This is a genomic window from Pseudomonas chlororaphis (assembly GCF_001921865.1).
Lineage (GTDB): Bacteria > Pseudomonadota > Gammaproteobacteria > Pseudomonadales > Pseudomonadaceae > Aquipseudomonas > Aquipseudomonas chlororaphis_D.
Genome location: NZ_MSCT01000009.1, coordinates 261236 through 273352, shown reverse-complemented (window position 1 = coordinate 273352; position 12117 = coordinate 261236). Strand labels below are relative to the sequence as shown.

The window sequence follows — 12117 nt, the reverse complement described above, 5'->3', positions numbered from 1 at the left end:
TCCCTGATTAGCCCTTCTGCCGGGTGAAAAGATCAAGTTTCAGCGCGGAACCGGGTTGCACCCCGCCGCGCGCGTCTCGCCGTCCGACAACGCCGGCCGGAAGGGTTCGAGATTCCACGGCGTCTTGCCGCGGTAGTTGACCAGAACGCAGTTCAGTTGCTGACGCATGCTGCCGGCGGATTTTTCGTTGTCGCGCCAGTTCGTGTCGGCGCCCTTGAGGGCGAACAACTGCTCGTACAACGCCCCCGCCTGCTCGTTGGGCAAGGCGCGCCCGGCGGCGGTCGGCACCACGCTCAGGGTCCACTCGTCCTGGCGGGTGCCCGGGTCGTAGCGCTTGACCCAGTCGGCCGAAGCAATGTACTGCGGCGCCTGGACCGGCACCGGGTTGCAACCGGCCTTAGCTGCTTCCTGGGGCGTGACGGTGGGCCGGAACGGCTCCAGGTTCCATTCGCTCTTGCCGGGGTAGTTCTGCACCAGGCAGCTCAGTTGCTGGCGCATGCTGCCCGGGGATTTTTCATGCTCGCGCCATTGGCTGTCGGCGCCGCGCAGGGCCAACAATTCCTGGTACACCGCCTCCTGGTCGCTGGCCTGGCTGGCCTTGCCCTGGGCGGTGGGCGTGACGTTGAGGGTCCATTCGTTTTTCTTGCTGCCCGGGTCGTAACGCTCGACCCAGGTGGCCGAGGCGATATAACGCGCCGCGGGTGGCGTCGGCGCGGGTTGGCCGCCGCCAGTGCTCGCCAGCTCGATCGCCTGGTCGGCGGCGACATAACTGAAACGCTGTTCCGGCGGTTTAGTGAAATCCAGCCGCAGGATCGGCACGCTGTAGCCTTGATCCTTGAGTTTCTTCTGGAAATTGCGCGCGCTGTTCAGGCCGTTCTCCGGCTTCGGCGGTGCCTGGTCGCCGCGGGTGGCGAAGTTCTGCGTGCTGTTGACGTTGTAGATGAAGGCATCGATGTACTTCATGTTTTCGCTGCCGTCGTTGCTGGCCGAGGCGTTCTTCAACATGAACTCGTTGACCTGCGCGCTGTAGGCGAAGGGGTCCTTGTTGGTGGTCTTCACCCGCGACTCGTGGACCCGGATCATGGCGTTCCAGTCGCTGGGTTTCTCCGCGTTCCAGGAACACTGGCTGTACTGGATCGGGCCCTTCATCAGGCCGGTGTATTTCTGGGTCCACTGCTCGGCGGTGCTCACCCCGGCTTCGGCGCAGGTGCCGTAGGCCAGCGCCGCGTTCTTGTTGTTCTGCGTGCCCTGGGCCGCGCGCGGCGGCTCGCGACTGTCGAAGAAACCGCAGCCGTACCACTTGCGCTCCGGCCCGGTACCGCCGTCGAAGGCGTAGATGCAGGTCCAGCCCTGCTCCTTGACCGGCAGGCTCAAGGCGGTGGCGTCGGTGGGCGTGCGCAGGATGAAACCGGCCGGGTGAATGAGAATCCGGGTACTCAGGTCCTTGCGGATCCAGGAGTAGGACGTGGCGCCGATCTTGATCGCGTAGGGGCTGTAGTCCCAGGGGTTGAAGGGCCCGTCGTTGACCATGCGTAAGGTCACGCCGCTGCAGTAGTAGTGACCGCGGGCAGCGCCGCTATCGGGCTCCTGGCAGGCGTCCTTGAGTGTGTTGTAGTTGCGGTTGATGCGGTTGAGGGTTTCCAGCGGATCGAGCGGCGGCTGGGCGGCCAGGGCGCTGAATGCCACAGGCAGGGTCCAGGCCAGGATAAAAGACCAGCGAACGGTTGCATGCATGGCGACCTCCTTGTCGCTGCCAGGAACTATCTGAGTCTGGAGACTAGACCAAGGCTGGAAAAACGTAGCCAGGAATAACGCGTGCCGATCGGCGCTTGAAATTGGCCAATAGGCCGGAGGGTGACGCGGGTGTTCTGCAAAGGAAGCGGCGCCTTGCGCGCCGCTGCCGTTGTCGTCGATCAGGCCACGATATCGGTGGTCACCGCCTGGCCGACGGTGCCTACGGCGAAGTCGACGTTGCCCAGGCCCGTGAGGTCGAGCATCAGGCTGGTCTGGTCGGTTTCGGCGTAGTAGGTCAGGATCGCGTCGCCGGCATGGCCGGTGAAGCCGCTGACGAAGTTCAGGGTCGCCTGTCCGGACGCGAACTGGGCAATGCCGCTGAGGTCGATCTTGTCCTGGCCGCTGGTGAAATCCATGATCCAGTCGGGCGCGTCGAAGGTCGAATCCGAGGCCGCGCCGAACACGAAGGTGTCCGCTCCCGCCCCGCCCCACAAGCTGTCGCCGCCACCGCCGCCGTAGAGGATGTCGTTGCCGGCACCGCCTTCGAGGCTGTTGGCCGCGTCGTTGCCGATCAGCAGGTCGTTACCCGAACCGCCGACGGCATTTTCCAGGGTCACGCCCAGGGCGATGGAAACGTTGCCCACCAGGCCGCCGACGTCGGAGAACGCGCCTTCGTTGAGGTTGATCTTCTGGTCCTGGGTGAAGCCGGAGAAGTCCAGGGTGTCGTTGCCGCCACCGTCCCACACCGAGAACACCAGCTTGGACGCCGCCGAATCGGCGCTGTAGAAGTCGCGACCGGTGTTGGAGTTGAAGCCGTACACGGTGTTGTCGGCGCGGGTCTCGTGGTTGGCGCCGTAGAGTTTCTGCACCGCGACGATGTCGTCCATCAACGGCGCCGAGGCGTAGGCGCCACCGCCGTCCTTGCTGAAGTCCTGCCCGGTGTGGCTCTCGCTCCAGTAGCTCATCAGGCTGTAGCCGCGCGTGTCCTGGGCGTAGGTGACGTCGTTGTAGGTCGGGTTGCCGTTGCCGGCGTTGTAGGCGCCCGGATGGGACAGGCCCAGGCTGTGGCCGATTTCGTGGGTCAGGGTCTGGCGGCCGTAGTTGCCGTTGCCCGGGGTTTCGTTGACCCGGTACTGGTCGTTGATCAGGTACCAGGACTGGCCGTCGTAGCTGCTGCCCGAAGGCAGGTAGGCAAACGCCGCGCCGCCGGTGCTGACGTCGTAGTTGCCGAAGCTGAGGTGGCCGTCGCCGCCGGCCGCGGCTTCGTTGAAGCTGACATTGGCCACGTCCGACCAGGATTGCAGGGCCAGGAACGCCTGGGCTTTCTGCAACGCGCTGAACTCGCTGAAGTTGCCCAGGTTCGGGTTGTAGTTGGCCGGTTTGCTGGTGAGGAAGCTGTAGCTGAGTTCGACTTTGCCGTCGCCGTTCTGGTCGTGCCAGGACAGGTTCTTGCGCAGGATCTGCTCGGCCGCCTGCTCGGCGGTGTACGACGGCTTGCCGTTCACCAGCTCCGCGCCGCCGCGGTCATAGGCATGGCTGAAGCTGTGCACCAGCTGGAAGGCATCGCTGCCGGGAACGCCCGCGAAACCGGCATTTTCTTTGGTTTTCGACATCACTTACGTCCTTGTTCAACGTTGAAAGTTTCCGATAGACCACGGCGACCTGTTAGCGAGATCGTCCTATCACTCGCCCATTCAAGGCGCAGGAAAACTGACACAGACGCCCGCGCGGCGTCCACGTTTTTTATTGTCCGACAAAATGTTCGCAGGGCTTTTGCGCGCATTAAAAACCTCGCCTGCAGCCCCTGCGCAGGCGTGCCATACGCTAAGCTTCAGCGCACATCGGGGCACGTTGTCGCACCCCCGGTTCCCGGTTGTTTTTCGAAGGAGTCCACGATGAAAAAAATCCTCCTGAGCAGCGTCCTGTCGATCCTCGCCAGTGCTGCCCATGCCGAAGGCATCCCGTTGTTCAACGTCGACTGCCCGGGCAATGTCCCAGTCAGCGCGGACCAGGGCGGCCCGGTGTTCATCAACGGCAAGGAAGCCCAGACCAAGACCGTCAACGAGCGCTATTTCGAGGCCAAGGGCGCGGGCGTCACGGTGTCCATCAGCGTGGAGGACGACGACTCGGTGGTCGTAACCTACAACGGCAAGCAAGGCGCCAGCGGCATCTGCACCTCGGTCGACGACTGAGCCCCCAACCCAGGACAGACAGGCATTCAATGGATATCGCAGGTATTCCCTTCGGCACCACCGACTGGTCACAGATCGAAGCCACCGAACATCGCGGCGAAACTGGCAGCGCCTACTGGCGCACCCGGCAGTTTGGCGCCATCCGCGTGCGCATGGTCGAATACAGCCCCGGCTACCTGGCCGATCACTGGTGCTCCAAGGGGCATATCCTGTTTTGCCTGGAAGGCGAGCTGCACACAGAACTCGAAGATGGCCGCCGGTTCGTGTTGACACCCGGCATGAGCTACCAGGTGGCGGACAACGCCGAACCCCATCGCTCGTTCACCGCAGTCGGCGCCAGGTTGTTCGTGGTCGACTGAATCAATGGGAGGACGGGGTCTCGCAGCCCGTCCTCCTTATCAGAACAAGCCCATCTGCCCGCCCACCAGGGTGCTGAAATCGTCCTGCACGAACGGCAGGATCGCGTCCGCCACCGGCTGCAATTGCCGGGTCAGGTAGTGATCGTAATCGATGGCCGCGGTGCGGTTTTCCAGGGGCTCAGGGCCGGCCAGGGTGATCACGTAGCTGATCCAGCCGCCGTTCTGGTAGCGCTGGGGCCGGCCCTGGCGCTGGTTGTATTCGTCGGCCAGGCGCGCGGCCCGCACATGGGGCGGCACGTTGCGTTCGTACTCGTCCAACTGGCGGCGCAAGCGCTTGCGGTACACCAGTTGCTCGTCCAGCTCGCCGGCCAGGGTACGGCGCACGTAGTCGCGCACATAGTCCTGGTACGGCTGGCGGTGGAAGATCCGCCGGTACAGCTCCTGCTGGAACTGCTGGGCCAGCGGCGACCAGTCGGTGCGTACCGCCTCCAGGCCCTTGTAGACCATGTCCTGGCTGCCGTCGGCACGGGTCACAAGGCCAGCGTAGCGTTTCTTGCTGCCCTCTTCCGCGCCGCGGATGGTCGGCATCAGGAAGCGGCTGAAGTGGGTTTCGAACTGCAACTCCAGGGCGCTGTCCAGGCCGTACTCGTCGCGCAGGTGCTCGCGCCACCACTGGTTGACGTGCGCCACCAGCGCCCGGCCGATGCGTGCGGCATCCGCCTCGGCGTGGGCGCGACCGAGCCAGACGAAGGTCGAGTCGGTGTCGCCGTAGATCACCGTATGGCCCTGCTCCTCGATGAGCTGGCGGGTGCGGCGCATGATTTCGTGGCCACGCAGGGTGATCGACGACGCCAGCCGCGGATCGAAGAAGCGGCAGCCGCTGGAGCCGAGCACCCCGTAGAAGGCGTTCATGATGATCTTCAGGGCCTGGGACAGCGGCGCGTTGCGTTCGCGCTTGGCCACTTCGCGACCCTCGGCGACCCGCGCGACGATCGACGGCAGGCAATGCCGGGTGCGGGAAAACCGCGCGCCGCGAAACCCCGGCACCGAGCGGTCGTCGCCCGGCTCGCGCAAGCCTTCCACCAGCCCCACCGGATCGATCAGGAAGCTGCGGATGATCGAGGGGTACAGGCTCTTGTAGTCCAGCACCAGCACCGACTCGTAGAGTCCGGGCCGCGAGTCCATGACAAAGCCGCCGGGGCTGGCCTGCGGCGGGCGCTCGCCGAGGTTCGGCGCGACGAAACCCTGGCGGTGCATCAGCGGCATGTACAGGTGGGTGAAGGCCGCGACCGAGCCGCCGTTGCGGTCGGCCGGCAAGCCGGTGACCGTGGCCCGTTCCAGGAGGAAGGTGAGCAGCTCGGTCTTGGCGAAAATCCGCGTCACCAGTTCGCAATCCTTGAGGTTGTAGCGCGCCAGGGCAGGCTTGTCCTCGGCGAACATGCGGTTGATCTCGTCCATGCGCTGGTAGGGATTGTCGATCGACTTGCCTTCGCCGAGCAGGGTCTGGGCGACGTTTTCCAGGCTGAACGAGGGGAAGCTCCAGGTCGCCGAACGCAGCGCCTCGATGCCGTCGATGATCAGGCGCCCGGCGGCCGCTGCAAAGTAATGGGTGCGGCTGCCGTGTTCGCGCCACTGCATTTCTTCGCCGCCACGCCCCAGGCGCAGGGGCACCGCCAGGCGCCGGGCGTGTTCGTGCAGCACCCGCAGGTCGAACTGCACCAGGTTCCAGCCGATGATCGCGTCCGGGTCGTGCCGCGCCAGCCACTGGTTGAGGCGTTCGAGCAACTGCTCGCGGCGCTCGCAGAACTCCAGGTCGAAATCCACCGCGCGGTCGTCCTCGCGGGCTCGGCCGAGCATGTACACCTGGCGCTGGCCGCAGCCTTCCAGGGCGATGGAATACAGCTCGCCGGTCTCGCTGGTTTCAATGTCCAGCGACACCAGTTTCAGCGTCGGCCGATAGTCCGGCGCCGGCTTCATCTGCGCCTCCAACAGCACCCCGCCCTCGCCCGGGTTGCCGCCGAACCACACGGGCGCGGTGATAAAGCGCTCCATCAGGTAACGCTCGGGCGGGCGCACATCGGCCTCGAACACCTCGACCCCGGCGCGGCGCAGGGTCTTGTCGAGACGGATCAGCTGGTTGTGCTGCGGGCAATACAGGCCGAGCACCGGACGGTGCTGGAAGTCGCACAGGTCGAGGGGCCGCAGTTCGGCATCGCCATCGTCGGCCAGCAGGCGCCGCGCCTGGGCCTGCTGCTCGGCGGGCACGAAGGCCACCGAGGTCTGCACTGGCAAGCGGATCCGCCGCGGCCCGGCGTCGGTCGCCAACCAGAATTCGACTTCCGTGCCTGCCGGCGTGTCGCGCCAATGCCGGGTCAGGACGAAGCCCTGCTGTAAATCCACCACGCCAACCTCAAGAACCTGTTTCAAGGCGTCGATTCTACCTGTCCGCGGTCGCGATAGCCCGTTCCTTCCATGGGTCGAAAGGTTTTGTCGGACAATATGTAGTGCTTGAAAATTTTCACTACAAAACCGTTGACGAGGCGAATTTGCCCTTGCATGATGCAGACGTCTCCCCGATCGGGAGACATGGCAAAGGTGTTATGAGCAAGCTCGTCTGACCGCCGAGCTGTCAACCCGGATGTGTACTGCCCACAAGGCAGATTGATGAAACTGACCTGGCATGAACGTCCAGTACAAAGGGCGGGAAGCTGGCGAAAACTCCTCAAGATGCTTGTGGCCGAAACTGAAAACTTCGGCAGCTTGATCCAGGTTTACGCTGCTTCTCTTCGTTGTGACGCTATTGCGTAGCAGTTAATCAAGACAACTACACGCATCAGGCTCTGGGCCTTATCTGTATCCGACAGACACCCTCTGTCGCCCTGTTTCCGGTATCAGGGTTCAACTTACCGATGTAGCGATATCAATTAGCGACTCAACTAGATAGATCGAAATGGTCAAGGGGCTTAAACATGAATCTGAACAATCATCCCACTATCGATGAACTGGCTCGCATGTTCGCAGCACAGAAAGACAGCCATGACAGCCACATCCTGTGGATTGCCAAGTCTGGCCAGGTGCATATCGACTGCCTGTCGCCCCACGCCCACGAAGCCGAGTTCGACCAGAACAACCGGGACCTGCTGGCCCGCCTGAAAATGTACCGTCGCGGCCAGGGCTACGTCGGCAAGAAGGCCGCCGCCGACCGGGACTTCATCTCACGGGTACTCGATACCCTGAAAGATGAATGGCAATCGCTGAAGAACAAGTCGGAAGTTCGGGTGATCGATCGGTTCTGCTAAGTACTATGTGTCGTTAATCAACTATTGATGTTTTGAATAAAAGGGGCGCTCCCGATAAGAGCGCCCCTTTTTTATTCTTCACACTTGATAACCGCGTTATCGTTTATCGCGAGCAAGCTCGGTGCAGGAGCAGCCGGTCGACGCTCGATTGCTCGCGATACAGACGACGCGGTCTACCTCAGTTCAAAAGGCAAAACACGAACACCCAAACGCCCCCCAGAACCCCTGGAAGTCACTGACCGGCACATTCGACAGCCGCGCCCGCTCATGACCGTGGGCGTGCACACCGCACGGGCCGCTGCACTGGTGCACCTGGTTGAGCAGCGGCGAGGCCGGCCGCCAGTGGCCCGGGACCTTGACCACCGGCGACCAGTCCGGGGTCACCGGCAGGGCCGGCGGGGCCAGCGTGCTGAAATCGCCGGCGGCGTGCACCACCTTGCCACCGACCACGGTCAGCACCGATTCGATCCACTTGATGGCCTCTTCCTCGACGCTGAAATAGTCCGCCGACAGCGCCACCAGGTCCGCCAGCTGGCCGACCTTGATCTGGCCTTTCTTGCCCTGTTCCGAGGAGAACCAGGCGCTGCCGTGGGTGTACAGCTCCAGCGCGGTGTCGCGGCCCAGGCCCTGGGGATAGAGTTCGAGGCCGCCCACGGTCTTGCCACTGACCATCCAGTACAAGGAGGTCCAGGGGTTGTAGCTGGAGACGCGGGTGGCGTCGGTGCCCGCGCCCACCGGCACGCCCTCGGCGAGCATGCGCTGGATCGGCGGGGTCTGTTCGGCGGCCTTGGCGCCGTAGCGGTCGACGAAATATTCGCCCTGGAACGCCATGCGGTCCTGGATCGCAATGCCGCCGCCCAGCGCCCGCACCCGCTCGATGTTTTTCGGGCTGATGGTTTCGGCGTGGTCGAAGAACCACGGCAGGCCGTTGAACGGCATGTCGCGGTCGACCTTCTCGAATACGTCGAGCATGCGCGAGATCGATTCGTCGTAGGTGGCGTGCAGGCGGAATGGCCAGCGCTGTTCCACCAGGTGGCGCACCACCGGCTCCAGCTCCTGCTCCATGGTCTGCGGCAGCTCGGGGCGCGGCTCGAGGAAGTCCTCGAAGTCCGCCGCCGAGAACACCAGCATTTCCCCGGCGCCGTTGTGCCGCAGGAAATCGTCGCCCTGACCGTAAGTGACCTTGCTGGTCCAGTTCTTGAAGTCGGTGAGTTCTTCCTTGGGCTTCTGGGTGAACAGGTTGTAGGCGATGCGCACGGTCAATTGCTGCTTGGCCGCCAGCTCGTCAATCACTTCGTAGTCGTCCGGGTAGTTCTGGAAACCGCCGCCGGCGTCGATGGCGCTGGTGACGCCCAGGCGATTGAGTTCGCGCATGAACTGGCGGGTCGAGTTGACCTGGTACTCCAGCGGCAGCTTCGGCCCCTTGGCCAGGGTCGAGTAGAGAATCATCGCGTTGGGCCGGGCCACCAGCATGCCGGTCGGCTCGCCGTTGCTGTCACGCACGATCTCGCCGCCCGGCGGGTTCGGCGTGTTGCGGTCGTAGCCCACCACCCGCAGCGCCGCGCGGTTGAGCAAGGCGCGGTCGTACAGGTGCAGGACGAACACCGGGGTGTCCGGCGCGGCGCGGTTCAACTCCTCGAGGGTCGGCATGCGTTTTTCGGCGAACTGGAATTCGTTCCAGCCACCGACCACGCGCACCCATTGCGGGGCCGGGGTGCGCTCGGCCTGGTCCTTGAGCAGGCGCAGCGCGTCGGCCAGGGACGGCACGCCTTCCCAGCGCAGTTCCAGGTTGTAGTTCAGGCCGCCGCGGATCAGGTGCAGGTGCGAGTCGTTGAGACCGGGAATCACCGTGCGGCCCTTGAGGTCGATGACCTGGGTGGCACTGCCGCGCAAGGCCATGGCCTCGGCATCGTGCCCCACGGCGATGAATTTCCCGTCCTTGATCGCCACCGCGGTGGCGGTCGGCCGGGCCCGGTCCACCGTATGCAGGCGGCCGTTGTGCAGGATCAGATCGGCAATAGCGTTACTCATGACAGTGCTCCTTATCGTCTGGAAAAGTACCGGCCGCTCAGGCCGGGGTCCGCGGTTGCAACCAGCGGCTGAACCAGCGGGTCACGCGGGGCATGAAGACATAGACCACCAGCAGCACGATGCTCAGGGTGATCAGAACGTTGGCTTGCAGGTAACCACCGAACCATGGCATCCAGGTGAACAGCGGCCGCCACAGGGCCGGCACCAGCAGGCTCAGCGGCAGGATCACCAGGAAGGTCACGCACGCCTGCTTCCAGCGCGGTGGCGGCGCGGCGGTGCCAGCTTCATTGGGGGTGAACCAGAATTCGCGGTCGGCGTTGATTTCGGTCCGGTCACCGTCGGCCAGCATCGGCTGGGCCTGCGCCACCAGCTCGCGACGGTCGGCCGAATCGAGCCACTGCTGCAACTGCTCGGTGCTGGCAAAGCGCAGCACGCTGGTGAACAACGCCAGGCCGCCGCTGTGCCCGCGTACCACATCGATCCCCAGGTGCCCCGGGTAGCCGCGGGCCGTGGCGATGATCCGGCGCAACCAGGCTTCGTACGCCAGGTCCTGGCCCGCCTTGACGCGGTGACGCACCAGCAGGGTGACCACGCCGTCGGAAAGTTCGAGGTTCATGGGCTGACTCCAGGTCGCATCGAGAGGAAAAAGTCTAGCGGGCGCCCCAGGGAGCGCCCGCCGACCGCCGCTTACTTGACCTGACGCTGCGGTGCCTTGTGCACCATGGTGTAGGCGTAGTCCACGCCCATGCCGTAGGCGCCGCTGTGCTCGCGCACCAGGTCCATCACCGCGTCGTAGGTGTCCTTGTGGGCCCAGTCGCGCTGGAACTCGAGCAGCACTTGCTGCCAGGTCACCGGCACCGCGCCGGCCTGGATCATGCGCTGCACCGACATGTCGTGGGCTTCCTGGGTGGTGCCGCCGGACGCGTCGGTGACGATGTACACCTCATAGCCTTCGGCCAGGGCTTCCAGGGCCGGGAAGTTCAGGCAGACCTCGGTCCACAGCGCGGCCATGATCAGCTTCTTGCGGCCGGTGGCCTTCACCGCGGCCACCAGTTTCTGGTCTTCCCAGGAGTTCATCGAGGTGCGTTCGATCGGCTGGTGGTCGGGGAACACGCTGAGCAGTTCCGGCCAGATGTAGCCGCTGAAACTTTCGGTTTCCACCGAGGTGAAGATCGTCGGCACGTTAAAGATCTTCGCCGCCTTGGCCAGGCCCACGGTGTTGTTCTTCAGGGTCTGGCGGTCGATCGACTGCACGCCGAAGGACATTTGCGGCTGGTGGTCGATGAGGATCAGGGCGGCGTTGTTCGGGTTGAGCAGTTCGCGGATAGACATGGCGCGTTCCTTTTGCTGTCGATGGCTGGGTGGGTTGAAAGCGTGTCGCGGGCTCGGCGCGGGTTCCGCTGCGGGAGGCTGTGCTGCCGGCTTGGTGGCTAATTTAGGGACTGGCTCGAAAAGGGACAATTACCTAAAATCGAGAATCATTGATTCCAAAATAGGGACAGTCATGGACCGGATCGAATGCATGCGCGCCTTTGTCGTCACCGTCGACGCCAATGGCTTCGCCGCCGCGGCGCGGGCCATGGACGTGCCGCGCTCGAAAGTCAGCAAGCAGATCCAGGCGCTGGAAGAAGCCATCGGCGTGCAATTGCTGCAACGCACCACGCGCAGCCTGCACCTGACCGAAGCCGGCGCCGAATACTACGAGTCGGCGCGGGAGGTCCTGGCCGCAGTGGACGAGGCCGAACAGCGGGCGCGGAACGGCATCGGCGAATTGCGCGGGGTGCTGCGGGTCAACGCGCCGATGTCGTTCGGCCTGCGCCGTCTCGGGCCGCTGGTGCCGCTGTTCCATGAACAGCACCCGAACATCGAGTTGCAACTGGTGCTCAGCGACCAGCAGGTGGATCCGGTGCGCGGCGGCTTCGACGTGACCATTCGCATCGCCAGCCTGGCCGACTCGTCGATGGTCGCCCGGCTGCTGGCCCCGGCGCCGCGGATCATGGTGGCCGCGCCGGCGTACCTGGCCCGCGCCGGCACCCCGCGCACGCCCCGCGAGCTGACCGCCCACCAGTGCCTGAACTACGGCTACCTGCAAAGCGGAGTCAGCCTGCAACTGAGCAACGGCAAGGACACCCAGCGCGTCCACGTCACCGGCCCGCTGCACGCCAACAACGGCGACCTGCTGGCCCAGGCCGCCGAGGCCGGCATGGGCATCGCCCTGCTGCCCGACTTCATCGTCGCCGACGCCCTGGCCGCCGGCCGCCTGGTGCCGGTGCTGTGCGAATGGCAGGCGCCGCCGATCAGCATCCACGCGGTGTACCCCTCGGCCCGTCGCGTGCCGCAGAAGACCCGGGCCTTTATCGACTTCCTGATCGCCCAGCTGGCGGAGAAAACCCTTCCCCTGTAGGAACAGCCGGTCGACGCTCGATTGCGGGCGATCCCGACGACGCGGTGAGTCAGGCACGCCGCCTCGCGGGCAAGCCTCGCTCCTACAAGGGCCGGGAG

The 12117-nt window shown here is 64.5% G+C and carries 10 protein-coding genes; 4 read left to right on the top strand and 6 right to left on the bottom strand.

Going from position 1 to position 12117, the window contains the following annotated elements; translation table 11 throughout:
• Positions 1–39: 39 nt before the first annotated feature.
• A complete protein-coding gene (locus BTN82_RS11280; RefSeq protein WP_075119199.1) occupies positions 40–1734 on the bottom strand; it encodes a DUF2599 domain-containing protein in 1695 nt (564 codons plus the stop codon).
• A 179-nt stretch (positions 1735–1913) separates the two neighbouring features.
• A complete protein-coding gene (locus tag BTN82_RS11275; RefSeq protein ID WP_075119198.1) occupies positions 1914–3347 on the bottom strand; it encodes a serralysin family metalloprotease in 1434 nt (477 codons plus the stop codon).
• A gap of 282 nt (positions 3348–3629) precedes the next feature.
• Between BTN82_RS11275 and BTN82_RS11270 the strand changes: the two genes are divergently transcribed.
• Together BTN82_RS11270 and BTN82_RS11265 are read left to right on the top strand one after the other, a co-directional pair.
• Complete coding sequence (locus BTN82_RS11270; protein ID WP_075119197.1) at positions 3630–3926, top strand: hypothetical protein; 297 nt, start codon at positions 3630–3632, stop codon at positions 3924–3926.
• A gap of 29 nt (positions 3927–3955) precedes the next feature.
• The gene (locus BTN82_RS11265; protein WP_075119196.1) at positions 3956–4285 is read left to right on the top strand and encodes a DHCW motif cupin fold protein; all 330 of its coding nucleotides are present in this window, start codon (positions 3956–3958) and stop codon (positions 4283–4285) included.
• 39 nt (positions 4286–4324) lie between these two features.
• Here BTN82_RS11265 and BTN82_RS11260 read toward each other — a convergent pair whose 3' ends face one another.
• Entirely contained in the window at positions 4325–6685 is a 2361-nt protein-coding gene (locus BTN82_RS11260; RefSeq protein ID WP_186828386.1) for a DNA polymerase II, read from the bottom strand.
• 569 nt (positions 6686–7254) lie between these two features.
• Between BTN82_RS11260 and BTN82_RS11255 the strand changes: the two genes are divergently transcribed.
• A complete protein-coding gene (locus BTN82_RS11255; RefSeq protein WP_075119194.1) occupies positions 7255–7584 on the top strand; it encodes a hypothetical protein in 330 nt (109 codons plus the stop codon).
• Positions 7585–7767: 183 nt separating this feature from the next.
• On the opposite strand, the gene BTN82_RS11250 is transcribed toward BTN82_RS11255, so the two are convergent.
• From BTN82_RS11250 to BTN82_RS11240, 3 genes are all read right to left on the bottom strand, one after another.
• A complete protein-coding gene (locus tag BTN82_RS11250; protein ID WP_075119193.1) occupies positions 7768–9615 on the bottom strand; it encodes an amidohydrolase in 1848 nt (615 codons plus the stop codon).
• 37 nt (positions 9616–9652) lie between these two features.
• A complete protein-coding gene (locus BTN82_RS11245) occupies positions 9653–10231 on the bottom strand; it encodes an antibiotic biosynthesis monooxygenase (RefSeq protein WP_075119192.1) in 579 nt (192 codons plus the stop codon).
• Between the two features lie 71 nt (positions 10232–10302).
• Positions 10303–10947, bottom strand: a complete 645-nt coding sequence (locus BTN82_RS11240) for a hydrolase (RefSeq protein WP_075119191.1) — start codon at positions 10945–10947, stop codon at positions 10303–10305.
• Positions 10948–11119: 172 nt separating this feature from the next.
• On the opposite strand from BTN82_RS11240, the gene BTN82_RS11235 reads away from it, so the two are divergent.
• Positions 11120–12019 (top strand): LysR family transcriptional regulator, encoded by a 900-nt coding sequence (locus BTN82_RS11235; protein WP_075119190.1) that lies wholly within the window; start codon positions 11120–11122, stop codon positions 12017–12019.
• The last annotated feature ends 98 nt before the right edge of the window (positions 12020–12117 follow it).

What these genes read in the sequence shown, in the direction of transcription:
- BTN82_RS11280 (WP_075119199.1), bottom strand. Translation starts at nt 1,734, where the DNA reads ATGCATGCAACCGTTCGCTGGTCTTTTATCCTGGCCTGGACCCTGCCT.
- BTN82_RS11275 (WP_075119198.1), bottom strand. Translation starts at nt 3,347, where the DNA reads ATGTCGAAAACCAAAGAAAATGCCGGTTTCGCGGGCGTTCCCGGCAGC.
- BTN82_RS11270 (WP_075119197.1), top strand. Translation starts at nt 3,630, where the DNA reads ATGAAAAAAATCCTCCTGAGCAGCGTCCTGTCGATCCTCGCCAGTGCT.
- BTN82_RS11265 (WP_075119196.1), top strand. Translation starts at nt 3,956, where the DNA reads ATGGATATCGCAGGTATTCCCTTCGGCACCACCGACTGGTCACAGATC.
- BTN82_RS11255 (WP_075119194.1), top strand. Translation starts at nt 7,255, where the DNA reads ATGAATCTGAACAATCATCCCACTATCGATGAACTGGCTCGCATGTTC.
- BTN82_RS11250 (WP_075119193.1), bottom strand. Translation starts at nt 9,615, where the DNA reads ATGAGTAACGCTATTGCCGATCTGATCCTGCACAACGGCCGCCTGCAT.
- BTN82_RS11245 (WP_075119192.1), bottom strand. Translation starts at nt 10,231, where the DNA reads ATGAACCTCGAACTTTCCGACGGCGTGGTCACCCTGCTGGTGCGTCAC.
- BTN82_RS11240 (WP_075119191.1), bottom strand. Translation starts at nt 10,947, where the DNA reads ATGTCTATCCGCGAACTGCTCAACCCGAACAACGCCGCCCTGATCCTC.
- BTN82_RS11235 (WP_075119190.1), top strand. Translation starts at nt 11,120, where the DNA reads ATGGACCGGATCGAATGCATGCGCGCCTTTGTCGTCACCGTCGACGCC.